The 25,393-nt window shown below is 38.0% G+C and carries 22 protein-coding genes and 1 tRNA gene; 15 read left to right on the top strand and 8 right to left on the bottom strand.

Features of this window, described 5'->3' with window-relative positions:
• Positions 1-122: 122 nt before the first annotated feature.
• Positions 123-1,799, bottom strand: coding sequence for a helix-hairpin-helix domain-containing protein (locus tag AC1RJ8_RS19275; RefSeq protein ID WP_492955122.1), 1,677 nt, complete (start codon positions 1,797-1,799; stop codon positions 123-125).
• Positions 1,800-1,887: 88 nt separating this feature from the next.
• Between AC1RJ8_RS19275 and AC1RJ8_RS19270 the strand changes: the two genes are divergently transcribed.
• A complete protein-coding gene (locus AC1RJ8_RS19270; protein ID WP_492955123.1) occupies positions 1,888-2,514 on the top strand; it encodes a hypothetical protein in 627 nt (208 codons plus the stop codon).
• A 97-nt stretch (positions 2,515-2,611) separates the two neighbouring features.
• Here AC1RJ8_RS19270 and sppA read toward each other — a convergent pair whose 3' ends face one another.
• Positions 2,612-4,378: a signal peptide peptidase SppA gene (gene sppA / locus AC1RJ8_RS19265; RefSeq protein ID WP_492955124.1), complete on the bottom strand. Its 1,767-nt coding sequence runs from the start codon at positions 4,376-4,378 to the stop codon at positions 2,612-2,614.
• 40 nt (positions 4,379-4,418) lie between these two features.
• Here sppA and folK point away from each other — a divergent pair, with 40 nt between their 5' ends.
• Positions 4,419-4,925: a 2-amino-4-hydroxy-6-hydroxymethyldihydropteridine diphosphokinase gene (gene folK, locus AC1RJ8_RS19260; RefSeq protein WP_492955125.1), complete on the top strand. Its 507-nt coding sequence runs from the start codon at positions 4,419-4,421 to the stop codon at positions 4,923-4,925.
• A 339-nt stretch (positions 4,926-5,264) separates the two neighbouring features.
• Here the strand turns inward: folK and pssA are convergent, their stop codons facing one another.
• Together pssA and rho are read right to left on the bottom strand one after the other, a co-directional pair.
• Positions 5,265-5,951 carry a CDP-diacylglycerol--serine O-phosphatidyltransferase gene (gene pssA / locus AC1RJ8_RS19255; RefSeq protein WP_492955126.1) on the bottom strand — a complete coding sequence of 229 codons (687 nt, stop codon included), beginning with the start codon at positions 5,949-5,951 and terminating at the stop codon, positions 5,265-5,267.
• 85 nt (positions 5,952-6,036) lie between these two features.
• Positions 6,037-7,773: a transcription termination factor Rho gene (gene rho, locus AC1RJ8_RS19250; RefSeq protein ID WP_492955127.1), complete on the bottom strand. Its 1,737-nt coding sequence runs from the start codon at positions 7,771-7,773 to the stop codon at positions 6,037-6,039.
• Between the two features lie 425 nt (positions 7,774-8,198).
• On the opposite strand from rho, the gene pyrF reads away from it, so the two are divergent.
• From pyrF to AC1RJ8_RS19230, 4 genes are all read left to right on the top strand, one after another.
• Positions 8,199-9,029, top strand: a complete 831-nt coding sequence (pyrF, locus tag AC1RJ8_RS19245) for an orotidine-5'-phosphate decarboxylase (RefSeq protein ID WP_492955128.1) — start codon at positions 8,199-8,201, stop codon at positions 9,027-9,029.
• Positions 9,030-9,239: 210 nt separating this feature from the next.
• Positions 9,240-10,523 (top strand): DUF2851 family protein, encoded by a 1,284-nt coding sequence (locus AC1RJ8_RS19240; RefSeq protein ID WP_492955129.1) that lies wholly within the window; start codon positions 9,240-9,242, stop codon positions 10,521-10,523.
• 52 nt (positions 10,524-10,575) lie between these two features.
• On the top strand, positions 10,576-10,791 hold the full coding sequence (locus AC1RJ8_RS19235) for a hypothetical protein (protein WP_492955130.1): 216 nt from the start codon (positions 10,576-10,578) through the stop codon (positions 10,789-10,791).
• 135 nt (positions 10,792-10,926) lie between these two features.
• Positions 10,927-11,145 carry a PspC domain-containing protein gene (locus tag AC1RJ8_RS19230; RefSeq protein WP_029277136.1) on the top strand — a complete coding sequence of 73 codons (219 nt, stop codon included), beginning with the start codon at positions 10,927-10,929 and terminating at the stop codon, positions 11,143-11,145.
• 138 nt (positions 11,146-11,283) lie between these two features.
• Here the strand turns inward: AC1RJ8_RS19230 and AC1RJ8_RS19225 are convergent, their stop codons facing one another.
• Complete coding sequence (locus AC1RJ8_RS19225) at positions 11,284-11,940, bottom strand: ankyrin repeat domain-containing protein (protein WP_492955131.1); 657 nt, start codon at positions 11,938-11,940, stop codon at positions 11,284-11,286.
• A gap of 114 nt (positions 11,941-12,054) precedes the next feature.
• Between AC1RJ8_RS19225 and AC1RJ8_RS19220 the strand changes: the two genes are divergently transcribed.
• The 5 genes from AC1RJ8_RS19220 (at position 12,055) to AC1RJ8_RS19200 (ending at position 17,981) form a co-directional block, all read left to right on the top strand.
• Complete coding sequence (locus AC1RJ8_RS19220) at positions 12,055-12,210, top strand: hypothetical protein (RefSeq protein WP_492955132.1); 156 nt, start codon at positions 12,055-12,057, stop codon at positions 12,208-12,210.
• Between the two features lie 567 nt (positions 12,211-12,777).
• Complete coding sequence (locus AC1RJ8_RS19215; protein WP_492955133.1) at positions 12,778-15,369, top strand: FtsK/SpoIIIE family DNA translocase; 2,592 nt, start codon at positions 12,778-12,780, stop codon at positions 15,367-15,369.
• 61 nt (positions 15,370-15,430) lie between these two features.
• Positions 15,431-16,081: an outer membrane lipoprotein periplasmic chaperone LolA1 gene (lolA1, locus tag AC1RJ8_RS19210; protein WP_057933023.1), complete on the top strand. Its 651-nt coding sequence runs from the start codon at positions 15,431-15,433 to the stop codon at positions 16,079-16,081.
• Positions 16,082-16,894: 813 nt separating this feature from the next.
• Positions 16,895-17,167: a hypothetical protein gene (locus tag AC1RJ8_RS19205; RefSeq protein ID WP_131029079.1), complete on the top strand. Its 273-nt coding sequence runs from the start codon at positions 16,895-16,897 to the stop codon at positions 17,165-17,167.
• A gap of 49 nt (positions 17,168-17,216) precedes the next feature.
• Positions 17,217-17,981 carry an MBL fold metallo-hydrolase gene (locus AC1RJ8_RS19200; RefSeq protein WP_492955134.1) on the top strand — a complete coding sequence of 255 codons (765 nt, stop codon included), beginning with the start codon at positions 17,217-17,219 and terminating at the stop codon, positions 17,979-17,981.
• 33 nt (positions 17,982-18,014) lie between these two features.
• On the opposite strand, the gene AC1RJ8_RS19195 is transcribed toward AC1RJ8_RS19200, so the two are convergent.
• Positions 18,015-18,653 (bottom strand): DUF6266 family protein, encoded by a 639-nt coding sequence (locus AC1RJ8_RS19195; protein WP_492955135.1) that lies wholly within the window; start codon positions 18,651-18,653, stop codon positions 18,015-18,017.
• Between the two features lie 422 nt (positions 18,654-19,075).
• Here AC1RJ8_RS19195 and AC1RJ8_RS19190 point away from each other — a divergent pair.
• Positions 19,076-19,159 (top strand) — tRNA-Leu (locus tag AC1RJ8_RS19190).
• Between the two features lie 243 nt (positions 19,160-19,402).
• Here the strand turns inward: AC1RJ8_RS19190 and AC1RJ8_RS19185 are convergent.
• Positions 19,403-21,064, bottom strand: a complete 1,662-nt coding sequence (locus AC1RJ8_RS19185; RefSeq protein WP_492955136.1) for a recombinase family protein — start codon at positions 21,062-21,064, stop codon at positions 19,403-19,405.
• Between the two features lie 204 nt (positions 21,065-21,268).
• On the opposite strand from AC1RJ8_RS19185, the gene AC1RJ8_RS19180 reads away from it, so the two are divergent.
• The 3 genes from AC1RJ8_RS19180 (at position 21,269) to AC1RJ8_RS19170 (ending at position 24,797) form a co-directional block, all read left to right on the top strand.
• Positions 21,269-21,379: a hypothetical protein gene (locus AC1RJ8_RS19180; RefSeq protein WP_492955137.1), complete on the top strand. Its 111-nt coding sequence runs from the start codon at positions 21,269-21,271 to the stop codon at positions 21,377-21,379.
• Positions 21,380-21,586: 207 nt separating this feature from the next.
• Positions 21,587-23,320, top strand: coding sequence for a hypothetical protein (locus tag AC1RJ8_RS19175; RefSeq protein WP_492955138.1), 1,734 nt, complete (start codon positions 21,587-21,589; stop codon positions 23,318-23,320).
• Between the two features lie 691 nt (positions 23,321-24,011).
• Entirely contained in the window at positions 24,012-24,797 is a 786-nt protein-coding gene (locus tag AC1RJ8_RS19170; protein WP_492955139.1) for a hypothetical protein, read from the top strand.
• Between the two features lie 9 nt (positions 24,798-24,806).
• Here the strand turns inward: AC1RJ8_RS19170 and AC1RJ8_RS19165 are convergent, their stop codons facing one another.
• Positions 24,807-25,373 carry a hypothetical protein gene (locus AC1RJ8_RS19165; RefSeq protein WP_492955140.1) on the bottom strand — a complete coding sequence of 189 codons (567 nt, stop codon included), beginning with the start codon at positions 25,371-25,373 and terminating at the stop codon, positions 24,807-24,809.
• Between the last annotated feature and the right edge of the window lie 20 nt (positions 25,374-25,393).

The following is a 25,393-nucleotide window of genomic DNA, read 5'->3' as shown; positions in this document are numbered from 1 at the left end:
GATTACACAGATTTTAAGATTACACAGATTTATTTGTGAGATTTAAAACAAGACAGCTTAGGGCCTGTTTTCCCTAAAGCCTAAAGCCTAAAGCCTAAAGCCTAAAGCCTAAAGCCTAAAGCCTAAACCTTTCTACTATTAAAATACGCTGTTATCTCCTCCAATGTAAAAGCATTTAAACATTTGTCGGCGCTTAAACCACCTTTGCGGGCAACTAGTATTCCATAATGCATATCGTTGAAACCTTCGGTTCTGTGGGCATCTGGATTCACAGAAAGCAATATGCCTTTTTCTAAAGCGTAACGGTGCCAGCGCCAGTCTAAGTCCAAACGTAAGGGATTCGCATTAATTTCGATCACCACTTTGTTTGCTGCACAGGCATCGATAATCTTTTTATAATCTATCGGATATCCGGCCCTACTTAACAATAAGCGGCCTGTCGGGTGTCCTAAAATAGTAGTGTATGGATTTTCAATAGCTTTAAGTAAACGTGCAGTTGCTTTTGCTTCGTCCATGCGTAAATTGCTGTGTACAGAAGCCACTACAAAATCGAATGTTTTTAAAATATCATCCGAATAATCCAATGAGCCATCACTTAAAATATCGCTCTCAATACCTTTGAAGATTTTAAAGGGAGCGAGTTTTTTATTTAGTTCATCAATTTCCTGGTGTTGTGCAAAAACACGTTGCTCGTTTAAACCTTTCGCATAAACAGCGGTTTTAGAGTGATCGCATATTCCTAAATACTGAAGATTTAAGTTTTCTTTGCAATATACAGCCATTTGCTCCAGGGTGTGTACGCCATCGCTCCAGGTAGAGTGGTTATGCAAACTGCCTCTTAAATCTTCATATTTAATTAAGGTAGGGAGTTTATCTGCTTTCGCCAGTTCAATTTCATCAAAATCTTCACGAAGCTCGGGCTCGATAAAAGATAAACCCGCTTTGCTGTAAATTTCTTCCTCACTTGTAAAAGGACCATTACCTGCTAATGCTAAAACCTGCGCTACATGTTCGGTATTTCCTGTGCGTTTGAACCATTGTAAATGAAATTCAGCTTTTTCAACTGCATAAATTTTTATTCTGAAGCCAGCTTCAGTGGTGCAGATGAAAGAATTTTCCGCTTCAATCAGCGAGAGTGCTTCGAAAACAGGCAAGTTTTGTTTAAGGGCATCAATTTGTTCAGCACCGATCACAATTTCCAGTTCATCGATAATCTCACAGGCTCGACGGTACTGACCGGCGAAGCCCAAAATGGCACTGTTGTCAATTTTTCCAGTCCAATCAGCAAGCTGTGTAAATAAAGTTTTGGCAAAACCTTCAACCTGCGCGTATAAAAATCGTCCGTTGGCTGCGAGCTTAAATTCGATCGCATTCTTAATTTCTTCCTGGGTTTTTAAACCAAAACCCTTGGCTTCAATTAAGCGGTTTTCGTTACAGGCATAATACAATTCACCTATACTTTCTATACCTAAGGTACGCCAGATAATGAATATTTTTTTCGGTCCAATGCCCTTTATGGCCAGCATTTCTACCACACCTTGGGGCGTTTTCTCTAGAATTTCGTTAAGTTCTTTTAATTCTCCGGTTTGGAGAAGTTCAATGATTTTGGAAGCCAGTCCCTTACCAATACCTTCAATTTTATCTAGTTCCGCTAAAGGTTTGTCTTTTAAAGCAAAGGGTAATTTATCTACCTTAAAATAGGCATTTGCAACAGATTTAATTTTGAAGGGGTTTTCTTCGTGCAGTTCCATGAGCTGCGATAAGAGGCGTAAGGTGCGGGCGATGGTCTTATTTTCCATAAGGGGTAAAATTAGGAAATAATGCCTCAAATCCTCCCTGTGCTCATAAAATTAAAACACAAATTTATTAAAGTATTGTTTTACAATCATGAAATCTATAAAATTCGCCCTCTTGGGATTAAGTATGAGTGTAGCCGCTTGTCAATCTGCCAGTAAAACAGATCAAAATACCGATTCGGTAAGTAATTTAGCATCAACACCAATGCAAAGTGTTGATGAGCGCTTCCTGGTTGTAGCCGGTCGGTCGATTGGTGAAATTAACCTTGGAGAGGATATGGAAGAGGTAGGTAGAAAATTAGGCAGGCCAAATTCCGGTGATGCCGCAATGGGGAAAGCCTGGGGGATTTGGTACAGTGACGATTCTACCGCTAAACGCCGCAACGAAATTGCGGTATATTCTTCTTATCGGGATACCAGTATGCGTGTAAAAGATGTAAAGCAGATTAGAATTACCTCCAATAAGTTTAAAACAAAGGATGGCCTGGCAACTGGCAGTACTTTGGAAGATGCGAAATCGAAGTTCCCAACCATTGAAAAACTTTCTGCCTATTTAAATGAAGATAAAGATACCGTTGCGGTTTACGATGCCAAAAAAGACGGAATTGGCTTTGAATTTTTAAAAGGGAAAAGTATTGCCCTAACGGTTCATCAGGTTAATATTCCGGTTAACGCTACCTATCTTACTTTGCATCCCGAGTGGAAGGTGATAGAGTAGGAAAGACGTGAGATCGGAGATTTTAGATGAATAATTTTATATAAACCTCGCAGGTTTTTAAACAGCTTCAGCCTTCAAAACCTGCGAGGTTTAATTATTACTTAATTACTGCCTCGAATGGCATTCTGGCCTGAATGCCAGAGCTTGCAATTACCTTTTTCATTTGTTGGTAAAGCATGTAGTTATCGCCAAGTTCCTGTTTGGTGTAATAGGTTTTAATCTTGTCTGTACCCTCATCCATTAACGATTTCCATGGATCAATTACATCTGGATATTCTACAACCCTGTAATTATTTAATTTAGCTTTTTTAGCGGCTGCCTTAATGGCATCGTTAAAACTTCCTATTCTATCGGCCAAACCGATTTGAACAGCATCTGTACCGATCCAAACGTGGCCACCACCAATGCTATCGATATATGCTTTGCTTTTCTTTCTTCCATCGGCCACACGGCTCACAAAACCACTGTAAATTCGGTTTAGTTCGTTTTGGATGATAAATCTTTCACCTGCAGTCATAGGGCGGTTAGTGGCCATAATATCTGCGTATTTACCGGTTTTAACGCCATCAAATGTAATTCCCAGTTTGTTGGTCATTAAATTTTGGAAGTTCGGGATAATACCGAATACACCGATAGAACCTGTAATGGTATTCGGCTGCACAAAAATGCTATCAGCAGCGCAACCAATGTAATAACCACCTGATGCGGCAACATCACCAAACGAAGCAATAACTGGTTTTTCTTTTCTGGTTAATACCACTTCTCTCCAGATCACATCCGAAGCAAGTGCGCTACCTCCGGGAGAATTTACACGTAAAACCACCGCTTTAATGTTATCATCTAAACGTGCTTTTCTAATAGCTCTGGAAATACGTTCCGAACCAATCTGGTTGTCAGAACCTTCGCCGCCATTAATTTCGCCATTGGCATAAATTACGGCAATTTTATCTTTTCCTTCGCCTGTATCAGTATTGTTTTTGGCGTAATCGTTAATACTTACAGCACGAATATTTTCACCCCTTGTTCTTCCGGATAAGCCTTTTAATTCCTCTAAAATCTGATCCTTATACTTTAAAGCGTCGATCATTTTAAAGTTTACGGCATCTTGTGGTTGTTGTACTTTGTAATTATCGGCAATGTTATAAAGACTATCTTTTTGGATATTTCTGCTTTGGGCAATGTCAGTTAAGAAAGTATTGTATAAACCACCAACATAAGCCGTAACCTGTTTGCGGTTATAATCGCTCATTTTATCTAAAATAAAAGGCTCAACCGCACTTTTGTAATTCCCCACGCGGATAACCTGCATTTCTACACCAACTTTTTCTAAAGTTCCTTTAAAAAAGGTTAATTCAGAGCTAAATCCTTTAAATTCTAGTGCACCTTCGGGATTTAAATATACTTTGTCGGCAACTGAAGCTAAATAATAAGCCCCTTGAGTATATACTTCGCTGTAGGCGATTATTTTTTTGTGCGATTTTTTGAAATCGATCAACGCATTCCTAACCTCGCGCAAAGTTGCAAAACCCGCGTTCGGACTGCTTACATTCAGGTAAATACATTTGATATTATCATCTGTTTTGGCTTTTTGTACTGCTTTTAAGAAATCGTTTAAGCCAATCCCATCTTTTTCTTCACTACCAACGATTGGCAGGTTGCCGAATGGATTTTTTGGGGTACGTTCTGTAATGGCCTGGTCTAAATTTAGGAATAGTACCGAATTGTTAGACACAACAACGGTTTTGTCGCTATCAATAGAAGATATTAAACCCACAACAACTACGAAGCAGATTACAAATACAATTACTATTGATAAGAAAAAGCCCAGCATAGAGGCAAATAAATACTTAAAGAATTCTCTCATTTAAATGTTTTAATTTTGTGTTGTAAAGATATAAAAATACATGATGCTTAATAAAGCTTTAGAGTACAACACGGCTTATTTGTTACTGGGTGGAAATTTAGGCGATAGGGAGGCGAATTTGAAAAAAGCCATCGAACTATTGAACGATAAAATTGGTCATGTGATTGCTGTTTCGGCACTTTATGAAACTGCTGCATGGGGAAAAACCGATCAGCCTGCTTTTTTGAATCAGGCAGTAGGTTTGCAGACTAATTTAAGTGCCCTGGCCGTTTTAGATCTTGCATTAAGTATCGAACAGGAATTGGGCAGGGTAAGAAAAGATAAATGGGGAGAACGTTTAATTGATATAGATCTAGTTCTTTTTGGAGATGAAATTATCAATATTCCGGATAAACTTCAGGTGCCTCATCCCCATATGCAGGATAGAAAATTTGTAATGGAGCCTTTGGCTGAGATTGCACCAGAGGTTATGCATCCACTATTGGGAGAAACGATGCTCGATATTTGGAGAAATATTAAAGATCCGCTTGAGGTTAAAAAGCTTTAATGTATCAAGTTTGTAATGTATGCAGAGGCGACCAAGGCTTATATTAGGATCGCCCAGCTCGTATCTTTACCAATACTCTTAAGACTTTTAAAGATTATAAAACGAAAAAAGGGCCCTTCGACTACACTACCATTGACAGACTTTAATAAAAAGCGTCGTCATCTCGACTGAAGCGCAGCGAAACGGAGAGATCTAATCTAGGCAGATTTAGCTTCGCTGAACCTTCGGGTTCTCGACTGCGTTGTACTCCGCTCGAAATGACGAAAGCTTGAGGGAGTTATCTCCTTAAACTTCTGCGTCATTTATATTGATTTTTATAAAATAAATTATCTCTCAGCATTATTTATTTGGAATTGCTCCTTTAAAATGCAGAAAAGATAAAGCAATATACAGTACCAGTACAAAAGGAATTGCTGCAAATTTTAGAAAAGCAATTAATACTGCCGACAGGATGAGGAAAATAAATTTGATTTTATTTTTAGCCCAGCTTAAATCGCTGAATTTTAAAGAGAATATTTTTATTTCGCTCACCAGTAAAAAACTTGTAATTGCTGTAATGGCAATCAATAAAATACTAGAAGCAATAAGCTGAGGATAATCGTTTGCAATAAAAGGCAGAGAACAGATAAACAAAGTATTCATAGGCGTATTCAAACCAATAAAATCTTCTGTTTGCCTGGTATCGTTGTTAAATTTGGACAGTCTAAGTGCCGAAAAAATAGTAATGATAAATCCAAGATAAGGGAGGTATTCAGATGAATAATCGCTTGCCTTTAATAAGTGAAACATGATTACCCCCGGTAAGAGCCCAAAACTTACCATATCTGCCAAAGAATCAAGATCTTTTCCAATTGCCGATTTCACATTTAACAAACGCGCAACCATACCGTCAAAAAAATCGAAAATTCCAGAGAAAATAACGAAATAGGCTGCGGTTTCCAGATTGCCTTTAAATGCAAAAACGATTCCGATACAACCTGAAAAAAGGTTTGCACAGGTAATCGCATTAGGGAAATGTTTTTTCATACGGTTGGAAGGCTGGAGGGTTGGAAGGTTGGAAGGTCGCTGGGAAAACCCTTATACCCTCAACCTTCCAGCCCTTAACCTTAATTTAGCTGTTCATCGAAATTAAGAACTCTTCGTTACTTTTTGTTCCTTTTATTTGAGATTGAACAAATTCCATAGCCTCTTGACTGTTCATATCGGCAAGGTGGTTACGTAAAATCCATACGCGTTGCAAAATATCTCTATCTAACAATAAATCATCGCGACGGGTACTTGAAGCCGTAATATCAATTGCAGGGAAGATACGTTTATTAGATAATTTACGGTCTAATTGTAACTCCATGTTACCTGTTCCTTTAAATTCTTCGAAGATCACTTCATCCATTTTAGAACCTGTATCGGTTAATGCGGTAGCTAAAATAGTTAACGAACCACCATTTTCGATGTTACGTGCCGCACCGAAGAAACGTTTTGGCTTGTGTAATGCGTTTGCATCAACACCACCAGATAATATCTTGCCTGATGCCGGTGCTGTTGTATTATAAGCTCTGGCCAAACGTGTAATCGAATCTAAAAGGATTACCACATCATGCCCGCTTTCTACCAAACGTTTCGATTTCTCTAAAACAATATTGGCAATTTTAACGTGGCGCTCAGCTGGCTCATCAAAAGTAGAGGCAATTACCTCTGCTCTTACACTACGGGCCATATCAGTAACCTCTTCCGGACGCTCATCAATTAATAAGATAATTAAATAAACTTCCGGGTGGTTTTTAGCAATCGCGTTGGCAACCTCTTTTAATAAATTGGTTTTACCTGTTTTTGGCTGTGCTACAATTAAACCACGTTGTCCTTTACCAATTGGTGTAAATAAATCCATAATACGGGTAGAGTAATTGCTGTTATCCGTAAATAAATTTAATTTTTCTGTTGGAAAAAGTGGAGTGAGGTAATCGAAAGGAACACGGTCGCGAACCTCAGCCGGAATTCTGCCGTTAATGGTTTCTACGCGAACCAGTGGGAAATATTTTTCGCCTTCTTTTGGCGGACGGATGCTACCTTTTACAGTATCACCGGTTTTCAAACCAAAAAGTTTTATCTGAGACTGAGATACATAAATATCATCAGGAGAAGTTAAATAGTTGTAATCTGCAGAGCGCAAGAAACCGTAACCATCAGGCATAATTTCTAAAACACCTTCATTTGTAATTACGTTGTCGAAATCTAGGTTAGAGTAACTGTTTTCGTTTTTGTGGTGATTGCCACCGCCCGGTTGTTTTTGCTGGCGGTTTTCGTCGCGCTGCGGTTTTTCCTGCTTTTCTTTAGGCTCTTGTTTTTGTTTCGGTGCCGCCGGAAGTACTTCTGCACTTTCTTCTATTAAAGCTGAGATAGGTTTTACACTTTCTTCAGATTCAATAATTCTGTCTGGTTGTCTTTCTGGCTGTTGTTGATGTTGAGGCTCATCAAATAACGTTACAGCATCTCTTCTTCTTTCAATTGGCGCTGCAGGCTCATCTTTCGTTAACCTTGCTCTTTTTTTAACAGGCTTGTCGGCTGTTGTAGCTGGCTTTTCAGCAGCCACTGTAGAAGCGGCGGCTGCAGCTGCGGCAACTTTTGGTGCTTTTACAGCTTTGGTTTTAGGTGCAGGAGTAGCTGCAATAGGTTCGATTTCGCTATAAGGGTCTGCACCGGCTTTAGCAGCATTTATAATTTCTTGTTGGTGTAAAAGTACTTCAACAAGGTCGATTTTTCTTAGGGAGTCGGCACCTTCAATGCCATAGCTTTTTGCTAGCTCACGTAATTCTGTTGTGAGCTTATCATTTAATTCTGTTTTACTAAACATTCTAAATATATATGTTTCAAGAAATTTTTCATTTGTTTATAACGGATGTTTTCTGTTATAAATCTACACAGGCTTAAATATATTTGTGTTAGTGTAGGCCTGGCAGTTTCATTGTGTATAAATTCTTAAGGCTATAAAACATTAAATGAGTTCATTATGGAAAATGCTCAAATTGTTTCATAATTGTTTACAAGCTGAATAAAAAGCAAAATGTGCTTTTAAAAAATGGTAACAAAAAACAAGTCTTGATAAATTTTTCTGGGATATTCAGATAAACGGTTGAGAAATTATGGTGCAATTGTATGTATTTGAAACGTAATCTGCAAGCAAAAGTTTAAAATGTTTATAAAAATAATTAATGTGAGCATTATTTTGTCGCTCAGAAAACTTAAAAATCTTCATATTTGCAGCAAATAAGCCCATATATGACCAAGCAACAACTTTTCGAGCAGATACAAAAAAAACGTTCATTTTTATGTGTCGGATTAGATTCTTCGTTAGATAAGATACCAAAACACTTATTGAAGTATGAAAATCCGATTCTGGAATTCAATAAACAGATTATTGATGCCACAAAAGATTTGTGTGTAGCTTATAAACCGAATACTGCTTTTTATGAGTGTTATGGAAAAAAGGGATGGGAAACTTTGATCGAAACCTGGAAATATATTCCTCAGGATATTTTTTCTATTGCCGATGCCAAACGTGGCGATATTGGCAATACTTCTGCCATGTACGCCGAAACGTTTTTCAATGCCGCATCATCAGATATGAGCTTCGATTCGGTTACCGTAGCACCATATATGGGGAGCGATTCGGTAACACCGTTTTTAACTTTTAAAGATAAATGGGTAATTCTTTTGGCTTTAACCTCGAATGCCGGCCATGCCGATTTTCAATTGCAGGAAATTGGCGAAGATAAACTTTTCGAAAAAGTACTTAAAACATCGCAAACCTGGGCTACAGATGAACAGATGATGTATGTGGTAGGCGCAACCCGTGGCGCTGCTTTTGGTGATGTACGTAAATTAGCACCGAATCACTTTCTTTTAGTGCCGGGTGTTGGCGCACAGGGAGGAGATTTAAATGAAGTGTGCAAGTATGGCCTAAATTCGCAATGCGGGTTGCTGATTAATTCTTCGAGAGGCATTATCTATGCCAGTCAGGGAGAAGATTTTGCAGAAAGGGCCAGGGAAGAAGCGTTGAAACTTCAACAAGAAATGGAGCAGATTTTGCTTAAAGCAGAACTAATTTAATTTAAACCAAACTTCGCTTCAACGTCATGCTGAACTTGTTTTATTAGTAGTTTTTATAGCTTTAAAGGTTTAATAGCTACTTCGTGGTCAGTATCTTTTTTTTGCGTGTAAGACCCTGAAATAAATTCAGGGTGAGGTTGCGCGTAATTAAAAGCTCAAATTTTAAACTTATAAGTTAGTTATAGCCAAATAAATTCATTATCTTCAAGAATGAATTTTCCAGAAGATTTTCTTCATTATGTATGGCAATTCAGGTCGTTTGATTATAACGGGCTGCAAACCACGGCTGGAGAAAACCTGAAAATTATCAATCCAGGCTTGTTAAACAAAAATGCCGGGCCTGATTTTTTTAATGCGAAAATTGAATTTGACAATACCACATGGGCGGGTAATGTAGAAATTCACCTCAGGTCGTCAGATTGGTTAAAACACAATCATCAGACTAATCCCGGTTACGAAAATGTAATATTACATGTTGTTTATGAGCATGATGCGGAAATAAAAAGAATAGACAATACTGTTTTGCCCGTTTTGGAATTAAAACACCGGATCTCTGCCGATCTCCTCAAAAAATATGAAAACCTGTTTCTTACCTTAACTGATTTTCCTTGCATTGCACAAATTGGAGCGGTAGATCAATTAATTGTCGATTCTTTTTTATCAAGAACCTTAGTAGAGCGTTTCGAGCAAAAAACAAATGCTGTTACTGAAACCTTAAACGAATTAAATGGGAATTGGGATGAGACTTTCTACCGTTTCATGGCGCGTAATTTTGGCTTTAAAATAAATGCCCTGCCTTTTGAGTTGTTTGCCAAAGCCGTTTCGCAGCACATTTATGCCAAGCACAAAAATAACCCAAACCAAATTGAGGCGCTGGTTTTTGGTGCCGCTGGTTTTTTAAGCGATCAGTTTGAAGAGGAGTACCCTAAAAAACTAAAGGCCGAATTTCAGTTTCTTCGAAAGAAATACAATATTAAACCTATAGAAGTTTCGATGTGGAAATTTATGCGCATGAGGCCGCAAAACTTTCCTACGATCAGACTGGCACAATTTGCAGCGTTAATTGTAAAAGCAAATCATCTTTTTTCTAAAATTATGGAGATCAGAGATATAACTCAATTACATGCTTTATTTGAAAACTTACCGGTAAACGATTACTGGAAAACACATTATCATTTTAAAAAAGAAACTTCTGGTGTAAATACGCAAATTGGAAAAATATCCGTTGATAATGTTTTGCTAAATACCGTGGCTTTGTTTTTATTCGCATATGGTAAACACACGGGTACACAATACTATATTAGCAGGGCGATAAAATTGTTGGAGCGTTTGCCAGCTGAGCAAAATGCCATTACAGATAAATTCACCGGGGCAGGAGTGAAGATGGATCATGCATTTGCTTCGCAAGGAATTTTGCAGCTGAAAAAGCAATACTGCGATGAGAAAAAATGTCTATCTTGTGGTATTGGAATAAAAATTTTAAAGCAAGCCTAACCAGATGCTGATTTCAAACAAAACTTTCTACCTTATAATCTGTTTTTAAATTATGGAATTTCCACACGAGCTAAAAGAACTATATCCTAATCAGATTATCGAGGTTAGGGGTAATGCCGATGCCTTAACTGTTATTTTAAACAAAGATGTCGATATCCATAAATTTAAGGCAGAACTGATCAAAAAGTTTTCCGGACTGGAAGAACAACAAACGCTTTTTATTAAACACGAGGATAAACAGGATTTCGAAAAATTGGTTTTGCAATAATTGAGATCGGATATGCTATTGAAAATTTAACCGATTATTATTGCTAAATTAGAGTTTGGAAATCAAATTATGATTTCGGTTTCCAATGATTTTATCTTGTGGTATTGTTATTAAGATTTTTAAAATAAGCTTAAAATGTTCCAAAGAATTATAACCTATTTTGAACAACAGAGTTTTGGTGTTTCTACTTATTTGGCTAACAAGTTGAATATGAGCACAGCGAAAGTCCGTTTGTTTTTTATTTATTCGTCTTTTTTGGCGGTAGGTTTTCCAATATTGTTCTATTTTTTGGCGGCTGTTGTGCTCGATATCAGGACGTATATGAAAAGAATGCGGTTAAGGATTTGGGAATAGCTCAGTTTTCAGTTGGCAGTATCCAATTTGCAGTTAACTGTAAGAGTTTGTAGGATATGAACTGAAAACTGTTCAACAGGCAATTAATAATATCCAGTTTGCAATTGATTAAACTGAGAACTTCCAACTGAAAACTGTCTAGTCATCGTCTCTTAAAATTTCGGCTATTTCGTTAAAGCCTTTTTCTGCGGCTAAATCTGCAGGCAGTTTTCCACCTTCCATGCGTAAAGAAACTTCTGCTCCGTGTTCCAGTAGTACAATAATCAATTCTATGTTTCCAAGTTGTGCAGCGGTGTGTAAAGGCGCCAATCCTGCCTTCTGGCAAACATTCGGATATGCGCCCGCATCTAACAGCATTTTAGTAATATTGAAATTATTAGCGGCAACTGCCGAGTGGATCGGAAATACATTAAATCCATTTTTTGATGGGAGGTTAACGTCTGCACCTTTTAAAACTAAAAAACGGGCCAGATCTTCATGGCCGAAATAACAGGCTAAACCTAATGGCGTAAATCCATCATCCGAAAATTCGTTAATACTATTAGGACTTTGAAATATCAATTGCGATGCCGCATCAAATTTGCCCACTGCACACGCTTCGAATAAGGTTAGGTCGTCTACAAATTCAGCAATTAAATCAGCAATTTCCTGTTTTTTATAATAGCAGGCCAATAACAGTGGCGAGATATGATGAGAAGTATCAACATTTGCCAATTTTGGATTTTCAACTAAAATTTCCTTTACTGCCTGTAAATTTCCAGCTTCAATTTGTTCTTCGAGTTGCGCTATACCCATAATATTGTTTCAAAAATCGCTTTAAATTAACAAAAATTAAGAAATTGTAAACTTTATTGCTTAAATATATATAGTGTAAGGCAATCTACCAAGACCTCAGAGGTCAAAAAAAACATGATGTCTAAAAAAGAGCTGCTGGTTGAAAATTGCCAACTGAAAGCTGTTAACTCATTAGGGCGTTACCCAAGCTGCGCAAGGGGCGGGCTTTGCAGGGCTGCGCTTCGCTCCGGTACCGATGAAGGATCGGTACTGAACCCTTACAATCCCTAACGCAAAACCCACAGGTCTAATTAGCAACTAATCTTAAAGCCTAAGCATTACAGATCCGTATTAAATAAACCTGATAGAACGATCCCGACGTAAAGAAGTCGGGAGAAGTGATAGCGGGACTGTTATAACCGAAGTGCACAGAACCCTGCTTTTCAAAATAATACGGAGCGCCTAAGTCACCTAGTATTTCAGACCTTCTAGGTTTAAAAAACGATAAGGTTTTGCGAATAAAAAATCCCGTTTAACCTCTCCAGGCAAAACGGGATAAAACCTAAAACAAAATCCGTTTCATTTGACAAAACGTAACAACTTGTGTGTTGTTAAAATAATAGACAATAATTTCTGTTTAAGGTTTAATGCCCGATGAATATTTTTATTTAATTTAAGGCAGATTATAAAACCAATAGACAGGGGTGCAAATTTAGCGCTTCTTGAAAATGGTGAGTGGTATGATAAAAGTCCTAACAGCAATGCTTACAATTTGTGATTATTTTTTTTGTTAGGCTTTCGTTAATGCTGCGCAGTTTTATCTAAGTTTGTTCAATATTAAATTATTTAGGATAGAAAATGTCGGTAAGGGGTAACCAGTTTAAAACCAATACATTCAGAGATAAAGGTGCAGAAAGTGCACCCGGCAGATCATCATCAGGTCGGCAGCCGAAAGAAAAAAGAGATTTTTTGCCAAGCTTCGATCTGGCAGATGGCCGCGCAGTTAAAATTGCAGGTCTGTTTTTTGTGATATTGTCACTTTACTTTTTAATTGCTTTTACCTCGTATTTATTTACCTGGCAAGATGATCAGAGTTATGTAATCGATGCAAATGGTGGTTGGGGCAATCTTTTTAAAACAACAGAAGAACTAAAAGAAGCTGGTGTTTCTATACCGGTAGTTCAAAACTGGTTAGGTAAGTTTGGCGCTTTGTTATCGCACCAGTTTATTTACGAATGGTTCGGTATTGCATCTTTCTTGTTCGTTTTGGCCTTTTTTATTATCGGCTACCGTTTATTATTTAAAGTTAAAATCCTTTCCATCTCGAAAACATTGGGTTATAGCTTTTTCTTTTTATTGTTTATATCCCTAACCTTAGGTTTTGCACATAGCTTCTGGTCAGAATCGCCACATTATTTAGAAGGCGAGTTTGGTTATTGGAGCAATAAATTATTAGGTGCCCAAATTGGTGCAGCTGGGGTGGCGGGACTAATTGCTTTTGCCGGATTAACCATTTTAATCATCGCTTATAACATTGATTTTAAATTTCCTGAACGTAAAGAGAAAGAAGTTTACCTGGACAACGAAACGCCAGATTATGTGAATGATATTAGAGAGCAGGCCGTAAAGAACAAAACTTTCGACGAACCTTCAGCGCCCATTGAATTTCCGGTACGTGATAAACCAGTAAGTAACGAACGTAAACAACAAAATGTGGTATTACAGCCAAGCCGTTTCGAAGAAAAAGAAGAGGAAGAAACTGTAGCACCTGTTGTATTGTCTCCATTGGCTACTAATCTGCCACTTGCTACTGCTGCGGCAACAACACTTCCATTAACGGTAGAACCACCAATTGAAACCGAGAAGGAACCTGCTTTTACGATCGAAAAAACCGAAGAAGAAAAAAAATCGGATGATCTGGTTGAACAGTTTGGTAATTATGATGAAAAACTAGATTTATCGGGCTATAAGTATCCAACAATAGATTTGCTCGAAAATTATGGCACCAATAAAATTTCGGTAAATGCCGAAGAACTGGAAGCCAATAAAAATAAAATTGTAGAAACCCTTAATCATTACAACATAGAAATTGATAAGATTAAGGCAACCATTGGTCCAACGGTTACCCTTTACGAAATTATTCCGGCCCCTGGGGTAAGGATTTCGAAAATTAAAAACCTGGAAGATGACATTGCGCTTTCGTTGGCAGCTTTAGGGATCCGTATTATCGCGCCAATGCCGGGCAAGGGTACAATTGGTATTGAGGTGCCTAACCAACACCCAGAAATGGTGCCTATGCGCAGCATTCTAAATACTGAAAAATGGAGCCAAACCACCATGGATTTGCCTATTGCATTGGGTAAAACCATTAGCAATGAGGTTTTTATAGCCGATTTGGCTAAAATGCCCCACTTATTGGTAGCCGGGGCAACTGGTCAGGGTAAATCGGTTGGTATTAACGCCATTCTGGTTTCGCTGTTGTTTAAAAAACACCCTGCGCAACTGAAATTTGTACTGGTCGATCCGAAAAAAGTAGAGTTAACCTTATTCAATAGAATTGAAAGACACTTTTTAGCTAAACTACCGGGAGAGGCCGATGCCATTATTACCGATACCAAAAAAGTTGTAAATACTTTAAATTCACTTTGTATCGAAATGGATCAGCGTTACGATTTACTGAAAGATGCACAGGTTAGGAATTTAAAAGAATATAACGATAAGTTTGTTAAACGCAAGCTTAATCCAAATAACGGTCACCGCTTTTTGCCTTTCATTGTTTTAGTGGTAGATGAGTTTGCCGATTTAATGATGACTGCCGGTAAAGAGGTGGAGGCACCAATTGCACGTTTAGCCCAGTTGGCCAGGGCAATCGGTATTCACCTGGTTCTGGCTACGCAACGCCCATCGGTAAATATTATTACAGGTACCATTAAAGCCAATTTCCCAGCCAGGTTAGCCTTTAGGGTATTGTCGAAAATCGACTCAAGAACCATTTTGGACAGTGGTGGCGCCGATCAGTTAATTGGCCGTGGTGATATGCTTTTATCTACAGGTAGCGACTTAATCAGGCTACAGTGTGCTTTCGTTGATACACCTGAGGTAGACCGGATTTCGGAGTATATTGGTAACCAACGCGGTTATGCCGATGCTTATCAACTGCCAGAATATATAGATGAAGCCGGAGAGGGCAGTAAGGCCGATTTTGATCCTAATGAACGTGATAAGTTCTTTGAAGATGCCGCCAGACTGATTGTGATGCATCAACAGGGTTCTACATCGTTAATACAGCGTAAATTAAAATTAGGCTACAACAGGGCCGGAAGAATTATTGATCAATTGGAAGCTGCGGGAATCGTTGGTCCCTTTGAAGGAAGTAAGGCTCGCGAAGTTTTATACCCTGACGAGTATTCTTTGGAACAGTTCTTGAATAGTATGAATGACAAAGATTAGATTAAACCAATACCGAAAAATCTACTCTAACGTTTCAAAGGAAAAATTTAAAAAAGAAAAGATGAAGAAATTAATTTCAGCATTAATGGTTGTAGTTGCTTTTACAACTTCAACTTATGCTCAAACTGATGCGAAAGCTAAAGCCATTTTAGCTGAGGTGAGTAAAAAATACAAATCGTATAATATTGTAAAAACAGATTTTACCTTCACTTTGGATAATCCAAAGGCAAAAGTAAAAGAAACCCAGCAAGGTACTTTGTATGTTAAAGCCAATTCTAATAAGTATAAAGTGGCTATGACCAATCAAGAATTGTTTAGCGATGGTAAAAGCCAATGGACTTATTTGAAAAAAGACAAAGAAGTACAGGTAAGCAATGTAGATAACAGTGGCGATGCCATTAATCCTGCAAAGATTTTTACGGTTTACGAAAAAGGATTTAAATATGTTTACACAGGTGAAGAAAAAGCAGGTGCCAAAACTTACCAAATGATTGATTTAACACCTGTTGATGCTAAAAAATCGATTTTTAAAGTGCGTTTAAGTATTGATAAGGCTGCTAAACAAATTGCAAACGTGGTGTTGTTCGATAAAAACGGAAACAAATACACCTACAACGTAAAAACTTTTTCGCCTAATGTAAATGTACCGGAAACTACTTTTGCTTTCGATGCCAAGAAATATCCTGGTGTTGAAGTAGTAGATTTAAGATAATTGTTATTTCCGCCTTGGCGGGATGAAACCTGGAGGTTCAGTTGGAAACAGCTGAACCTTTTTTTGTTTGATAACAATTTTAGCTATTTATCAACTAAGATGTGCTAAGGTAGCTTAGGTGTGAAAAGGCTAGGATGGGTAAAATGCCTTAATCACCTAAGTTTTACTGTGTAATAGTCCTAGGGCGGTCGTCATGCTGAACTTGTTTCAGCATCTTTCCAGCTATTAACTGGCCTTGCTTCCTTAGGAAGGTACAAATGTCATTTTTTTTCGCTCTTTGCCGCGGGGCATGGTACTTTGGAGCGCCAAAGTACCCAAAGCGCTTCGTCAATCCATCAAGGCGGCTCAGCACAATCCAAGCACATCAAAAAAACAGCGGCACTTCGTTTAATCAGGTATTATTGTGTTTTCTTTGGTCTGATTGAGCCCTGCGGGGTTTGTGTTCAATTTTCTTAACATTTTGAATCAGCGTTTATGAACACAAAACCACTGCGTTTAAGGTTTGATAGTGCTATTTTTTCTTTTGTGCAACTGTTTTTTTGATTTCTCCGCCACTTGGGATTGACGACGTTCTTCGGTAAAACCTATGGTTTATTAACGTAAGCTAGCAAAGCGCCTAACCCAGGTTCGATAAAACAGGAACTGGCACGATTCCCGAAATTGTTCAGGATAGGTAAAGCATATTATAGGAATTCACAACCGATTGCTAACAGCATCCTGATTTTCTAAATTTTTTAGAAATGAACATTACGCTACATTTTTTTTACTGCGGTATTTATGAATGCTGCGCAGATTTATCTAAGTTTGTTTCCAATGTCATTGCCACTAACAAACCATACCTTAGAGAAATTAGAAACCCTGCTTTTTGCTATGGGCTATAAGGTTCGTTATGAGAAAGGAAACTTTAAAACCGGTTCTTGCCTGCTCGAGCACAATAAGGTTATTGTGGTAAACAAATTTTCAAATCTGGAAGGAAAAATTGCTGCATTGGTAACTTTGGTTAAGCAAACCAATACAGACGAAAACCTGTTAGAAGAAAAACAGCGCCAATTCTACCTATCCTTACAGCAAACCGAATTATTTTAATGAAGATACAACTCCAGCATTACAGTTATAGAAAGGAAAGTTTAAGCAGATGAAAGTTACTTTTTTAGGTACTGGTACATCACAAGGCGTTCCTGTAATTGCTTGTAATTGCGAAGTTTGTTTATCTACCGATAAAAGAGATAACCGCTTACGGACTTCGATATTAATTGAAACTGCTGATAAAACCATCGTGGTAGATAGCGGGCCTGATTTCCGGTACCAGCTTTTACGCGAAAAAGTAAAAGATCTTGATGCGGTATTGTTTACCCACGAACACAAGGATCATATTGCTGGTTTAGATGATATCAGGCCGTTTAATTACCTGCTGCATAAGGTAATCGATGTTTATGCGACCGAAAGGGTTCAAACGGCTTTAAAAAGAGAGTTCTATTATATCTTTGCCGAGACCAAGTATCATGGTTTGCCACAGATTAATCTACACACCGTAACCAATGGCGAAGATTTTAAAATTGGTGAAACCACCATTATTCCTTTTGAAGTGATGCACCATTTGTTGCCCATTACAGGGTACAGAATTGGCGATTTTACATACATCACGGATGCCAAAACCATATCAGAGCAAAGTTTCGAAAAAATTATGGGAACAAAAATACTGGTATTGAATGCCTTACAAAAAGAACCACATATTTCTCATTTTACTTTAGGTGAGGCCATTGCCTTTGCGGAAAGGGTAGGTGCGGAAACTACTTATCTTACACACATCAGTCATAATTTGGGTAAACATGCCGATGTAGAAAAGAATTTACCTGAGCATATCCGTCTGGCTTACGATGGACTATCTTTTGAATGTTAAAATCATATAGTATAGCGGTTAATTCCGCTACTATTAAAAAATAAAAGTGCCACAATAGGTACTCATTGATATTTCCGTTCTGTCATCTGAAATAAAAGCTATCCACGTGTGAAATGTCTTTCCTTTATAAAAGGAAGGAATTTCCAGGCTTTCCCTTTCTTTTGACCGCCTGGCGCCCCCTGTTTCATAGATGGCCGTTTTGTTCTCCACATCATAAACCATTAACATCACCTGGTCATGTTTCCTGGTGTGATCGCCATTGGAATTATCCGACCAGCTGAAATGCACACCCATATCATCCTGTTCAAGTTTAACGTCTGTTGCACCGCTGATATTTCCAAAGGTCAAACGCAGGGCTTCGTAGTCGATTTCGCCAGCTGCATTTTGTGCGTTTAACATGTTATAAGATTTTGCAGCGTTATGTGCAGTCATCATTCGCTTTTTCGATTCCATGTTAAAACCAATTCTCACAAAATCGACAATCGGACTTAAAAAGGTTTGCATCATTGTAAAACGCGACCTGCAGGCCTTTTGATCTGCGCTACCTATTTTGTTTTTGACCGATTTTCTACGTTTGCTTCTGATTATCCATTTCCCATTTAGGTAATATCCGGTTACGGCACCTACTGTTCCGGTAAATCCACCGTTAATTCCACTTTCTATTTTTCCCATGATTGCGTTAGTTTATGTATACAACAATATAGCAAATTGCTGATTAGTAAACAAATAATTTGTATTTGCTTCTGATTTACGTCGGGTTTTATTCGGGGCCAATTGTCATAAGTCCGACGAAACCCCGACTTAAGTACGACGAAAGTCCGTCTAAATAGGTTCGCTGTTGTATCTGTCCTATACTAAAATAAGTTTACCCTAGGAAGTCGTGTTACTGCTATTTATATATAATTGAGTTTGGTGTTACTATATATGGTTTACCATGTTAAGATTTGCTTTCCGGAATTTCAGTTCGAAAAATATTTTGTGAATGTTGCAGCGCACTGTGGTTAATTTATATATTTGCAACAATTCAAACCCAGGTGGCGATCCCGATAGCTATCGGGATGGTAGACGCCTTCGGGAATGATTTAATAGTAAATACCCAGGTGGCGAAATTGGTAGACGCACCAGCTTGAGGGGCTGGCGCCCGTACGGGTGTGGGAGTTCGAATCTCCTCTTGGGTACACTTTTTTAATAGCTAACAATCTGATTGTTAGCTATTTGTGTTTTAAAAATCGTTATTTTTAGTACTCATTTTACTGCATTTTTATAGAATTTGATTTTGCAATTTTTTGATTCTCAAACACTTCAAAATCGCAGATTTTGGAGATATTTTTTACCTGTTTTTGCATCATTTTGACTACCAATTCATTAAGATTTGGCCTGTTTTTAACTAAAATAAATCGAGCTCCGATACCATGAGCAGATTAGCTTAGAACATTTTTTTCAGTTTTGTCTCTACTTTTTACAATTTCGGCTATGAATTTAATCACTGATTTGATGAACTTCTCGTCTTTTTGACATTTGATTTTTATCTCTTCGTGCGTCGATTTTCTCAGCGCTCTTCTCAGTTCTGTATGTTCTGTACGGTTATTCAAATCAGTTATTGTATTGTTTCTTGATGACAATACCAATAGTGTTTTTATACTTACTTTTTTTAAATTGAATTGTAGCAGCTCATTAATGTAAAGAGATGTAAATAGTCCTTTATCCCATGTTAAGTAATCTTTGAATATCATCCTTACCAAAAGGTGTTTTTGTAGGATATCCGATCTTCTATACACTTTGTAGAAATTGAATCTGCCAGACTTAAATACCGTCAATACATTTTCAATATTTACTTTGTCGAGCAATAGGTTATTATAAATACTTTCAACGTGTTTTTTTTCAGTTTTAAACTCTTCTCTACATCTATGATATACGGAAACTGAAATTTGGTCGGCTATGAATTTTTGGTCCAACTTTTTGGTCTTTTCTCTTAGAATTCGAAGCTGCCTTGCTTTTTCTTTTTGTTTCTTGTCCTCTTCTTTTAATAGTTCATCCGATAAACTTACTAGTGAACTATTCAGTAAGTCAACTAGATGCTTTTGCAGTGTAATTTTCTTTAATAATTCTTCAAATTTCTTATGCATGGTTTCTCCAGGAATGTTTATGCTGGGATGATCAACACACTTATAATACAAGTAATATTTCCGATTTCCCTTTGTCCATCCAGCAGTAAGGTTGCGACCACAAGGACATTTGATAACGCCTCTTAGCGGAAATTCTTCGTTGGCTCTAGTCTGTCTTTTTGGTTTTATATTCAATACTCTTTGTATACGCCAAAAATCTGTTTCTGATATTATAGGTTCATGGAGAGCCCTTACATATTTTTCTGACATGTTTTTAAAAGCTTTGACTTTTATTAAGCCTGCATAGACGGGGTTTCTCAAAATATCATTGATAGCGTTACTTCCTCTATTTTTAAATCCGAGCCCAAATACTTCTTTATGTATTGTCTTTTGCGGAACACCTGCTTCAAAATCAGCAAAGATTTTCTTTATGATAAAGCTTTGCGAGCTATTGATTTCTATTGTTTGGTCGTCGAATGGCTTTTTGATGTTTGTGTAACCAAATGGCGCCTTACCTAAAAACCTACCTTTTTCTTTCGCATTTAAGATACCTAGTCTAGTTCTGCTTTTTATGGTAAGAAGTTCTCTATGTGCTATCAAATATTCAAAAGCCCTTTTCATAAAGACATCCGAGTCAGATGTGTCGAGATTAATTGGCTCATTGGTCGAAATGACCTTGACACCATACTTTCTCTCTAGTTCAACAATCTTCATCAATGCTTCAGGTAAGTTTCTGCTAAATCGGTCATGATCGAGAACCACAAGGTATTGACATTTATTCTTGTGTTTTTTAATGAAACTTTCTAGAGCTAAATAATTATTTCTTTTAAAGGTGTAGCTACTTTCTCCATTATCTCTAAAGACTTCTAGGATCTTCAGTTTATTTCGTTTACAATAATCACGGACAATGGATTCCTGATATTCCAATGATTTAGATTGATCTTTGGTGCTTAATCTTAGATAACATACTGCATTCATATATAAATTTTTAATGAATGCCTAATTGAAGGAAAATTGTTGAGCTCAAATTGACGGACGGTTTAACAGAATAAATAACGTATAGGATATTCTCTATATCCGAGTATGGTATCTGGTTAATTATTCCGATGAAAGTGCTTGCCTTTTTCGAAGTATGCTTTTTGCATACAGAACGAACATTAGACTATCGAGCCCAACTTTCTTATGTCAAAAAGAAACAAGGCTACCGGCACGCGTTTGTGTAAGGCGTACCTGGAAATAAAAAACCTGGCTGCTGCCGGGAGAAACGAAGTTCAGGAGCTGAAAAACGAATGATAATAATTAACAGTTAATACTGTTTTGGGAAAGGGGCTGGTCAGTTGACCAGCCTTTTTTTACTTGTTTCAGGATTTAAAATCTAGACAGTTTTTTATATTTTTATCAACAGTTGCATTCCGATTTGGCTCTGCGTTTATATACCACTGCAAAAAAATAACAACCAAATAGGTCAAAAAAATTAATTTTCTCAAACTAACGTCTTTCATGAAAAAAATATCACTAACAAATCCTCCGAGCACAGCAGGAGAGATTTCAGAAATTAGCAGTACAATCTTGGGTGCGCTGACATCAGATCAGTTATTTGCAGCGGATAGCATTGTATTTTGCTACCACACACTTACCTTCTTCGACTTCAAGCCTGGGGATCTGGATCCAACTGATCAGGATAACATAAGAAATGGATGCTTTCGAATATGTCAAATGTTAGGCTGGGATACAGATCCCTTCGAAGAGGAATTTGGACATGCCAATCAGGAAATCGATTTCGTAAAGCGTTACATGCAATTTTTCCTTGGCTTTGAAAAAGTACCAGGGGAAATTTTGGCTGAATTATCTTCGGTGGTGGAATCTGACCTTAAAGAAATCAATGATCGGATTGCCAGCTACGAGAAGGTGTCCTATATCCAATCGGGGGAAAGGCCAAGAAATCACGGTGAAAAAACAGTGAAGGCATTCTATGACCGTTGCCTGCAAGAAAGGTATGCCATTGAAAATTACAAATTTAATCAGATGCACGAAAGGGCTCGTACAAAAGCTGCAGCCGGTAATCCATTTGGTTCGAGCATAGCTTTCTTTGACGCTTATTTTGACCACCCGTACAAAACGACTTACCAAAATTCGGGTAGGCTTTTCGACCACTCTAAGATCGATAAGGTAGCTCACCGCGTCGGTTCATTCACTATCGCAGAAGCAAAAGAGCTTAAAGTTCTATACCAGGCTGACAAAGCTGCTTTCTATGAGAAATTGTTCGATAAACTTCCAGTTCGGGACAGCCTTAAGCTACTAGCGCAATACGTAGAGTTTTTGCCATTGGTAAATCCACAGCGTAATACCATATTCAAAGAAATGGAAGCCTTATATAAAGCTAAGAGTTGGTTTGGGTTTTATGCATTAGGGTTAACGCAGGTCGAGGGGCTGTTTGGTGATATGTGTATGGTTTGTGACCCTGATTTTTCCAATCCAAAAGCAAGTCTGCCAGACAAAGTTAAAATCGTTCGTGACTACTACCCACACTCGGAGACCAGATTGGATTATTTTGAGTTTGAAGTACCAAATCAAAGAAATGCCTTTCTACATAAAGGTACTTCTATCAGAGCTGGCGAATCAGTGCAGCAGGATATTCAAATATTGTGTAATGACTTGTTGCTGGATCTTTTGGAATGTTTAAGGATATTTTCAATTTTAAATGTCGATGCTATCTATTTAAATAAACTGCTTAGAAAGCCATCAATAACTGAATTCCATTCAATCGAAAGTTTTTGCCACTATGCAGATATGGTGCACAATGTTCAATCAAAAAAGCAATATCATTTTTTTGAGGAAAGGATTAACACTCTAAATGCTAATGTGTTTCCAGATTATGTTTTTAATATAGCATTTGAAATTAATGACGTATTCAATGAGGCCGTTAACGAGTTTGCAAGCTTTTTTAACGAAGTGTTAAAGGACAAAATGGTTAATCCTCTCTCTCTGGATGATATAACAAATAAAGAGCTGGCTCCGATAAGTTTAGTTGGATTGTATATTCCTCACGATATACAAATATCATTTGACCGATTGATGCACATCTGTCACTTCGGACGCTTTTATGATAAGATATTTAACGCCTCTAGATTCTCTGAAGATACGCTTGAAACACTAAAAGCTTTTTATTCAAGTAATAAGATGATTCTAAAAAAGCTAAGTTTTATAGCTGATAAAATTAAATCTGGAAAATAATTATGTTGGACATAGCTTTACTTGTCGGAAACGACATCAATAACCTGTCTCCTGGAATAAGCTGGGCAGATTTGCTGACTAAAATTACGGATTTCTGCGGTGTTTCAGGCCGTATCGACATCCACTAGAAAAAACCTTTTCCGCTCTTATATGTGGATATTTCGGCAAAATTGTTCACAGGTTCCGCTTTTATGCTGACGGATCGTTTCGCTGCAAACTGATGGAGCTTTTCAAACCAAACTGGTCGTTTTGGCATTCTTGTCAAGATTTATTAATTAATCCCATTATTTCAAAGCCTCAAAATTTTGGATTTTACTTGAGCAGGTAATACGACTGACATATTCAGTCCTTACAGCGCTATTTTTCGCTCCTGGTATTTAAAACAACTCTTTAAAGTCATCAACAGCGAATAAAGGTGATGTGGTTTTAGCAATTTTGCAACCAATCAACCAGCAAAAATGCTTAGAGAAAAAGGGAACATTAAAAATGAATTCTAAAACCGACCTTATATTTGTTCAGAGAGAAAGGAATTAGATATAAAAATCCGGTCAAGGAATTAACGACCAGTTTGGTCTGAAACAGCTAGGCTACTTTTGCCGAAATACACAGCTGATGTTTTGCACGTCTAGGATAGGGTCATTTTGTGATATATTGCTAGTTTGCTGGATTTCTTGTTACATTGCAATTGGCTATGAAAAAAGAAGAAATCAAGGCTGAACTGGCTTCACAAGAGTATAAGGAGGAACTGAACAGAACCTGGATCATGCAACAGGACATGTTGAACTGTCTGATGTTTTGTTTCTTCAACGCTGGCCGTGACCGCGAAAATGCGCCAAGGAACTTCACCTTGAGAATGATCGAGGGGATGATTCAGTCGGTGACCTCGATGCGTCTTTTGGCGAAGGATGGGTTTATGAATATCTGCAAACGGGAGCTTCGATACTTACTGGAACTGAGCATCAAGTCCTGTTTTATCGTCAGGTCCAGGGCAAACGTCGATTTCGAATCACAGATCAAAGCATTTGAAAAGCTTTTGAATTCTTCTAACATTAATCCGATCAACAGAATCCGCTTTGACTATTTTTCCGAAAAGGTGGATGCTGAATTCAAGGACGACGTAAAAAGGAATTATGGGCTGTTGTGCAAATATGTACATTCCTCCGCCCACCAGATCGAGGAATATGTATCGCTGCTCAACCAGGGCAGGGGTATTGGGTATGAGGGTACGGATATGCTTAAAGAGCTGAATGGACTGATCGAGGTTACCTTTTCCTATGTGATCGTCCATTTGTTGCATTCGGTCCCTCAGTGGGTCGGTGGTGACTTTATGGTGGAAGATAATGGAGATAGTATCAACTGGTATTTCAACCAGTCGCGTTATATTTCCCTCATTGATTCAACCTACGATTATAAGCACGAGCGCCAGCGCAAACTGGCGGAACTTGCCAGTTTGCGCAAGGAAAGGGAAAAGTTTTAAGGGGCTTGGTTAGTATTGAAAGCCAGTGCTTGAAAAGACGTCCTCGATATCCTGCTGCTCCAGCATATTATCCGGCTCGGTGAGAATGGAATTCGCGAGTGCCTCTATCACTGGCCAGAGATTTAGCATTTCGATTTTTGCTTGTACCGCCTTGGTATGCCGTGCTATGAAATGTGGGTCGTTATGAAACTTAAGGTCCTTAAAGAGCTGTTCCACCGCTAAAACATCATCCAGATCGGGTCCTTGCAGGGCGATTGACGATTTGGGATCGATTTTTCCTTCATCCATTAATATGGTTTCGGTAATCTCCCCAGCTAGGGTGATTTCAAGCATTTTGACTCCAACTTCAGAGGTTCTTCGCTTCTGGTCAATCGGGAGTAAGTTGTAGGGGGCTGAATTGGTTACGTTTACCTGTATCGCCTGTATCAGTTCCTTATCTGTGCCGTAATTCAGTCCTGTTGTGCCGCTTCCATTGGGTTTTATGAATACTCCTACGCATCTATAACCATGTAGGTAGGCGAATACGATATGTCCGGCTTCGTGGTAGGCCGATTTTTCGATTTCTGTTTTGCTCATTTTTGGTTTGTATGTTTATA

The organism is Pedobacter sp. GW822-FHT03F06, from assembly GCF_058801365.1.
Note: the sequence above shows the minus strand (reverse complement) of the source record. Positions and strands in the feature narration are given on the sequence as shown.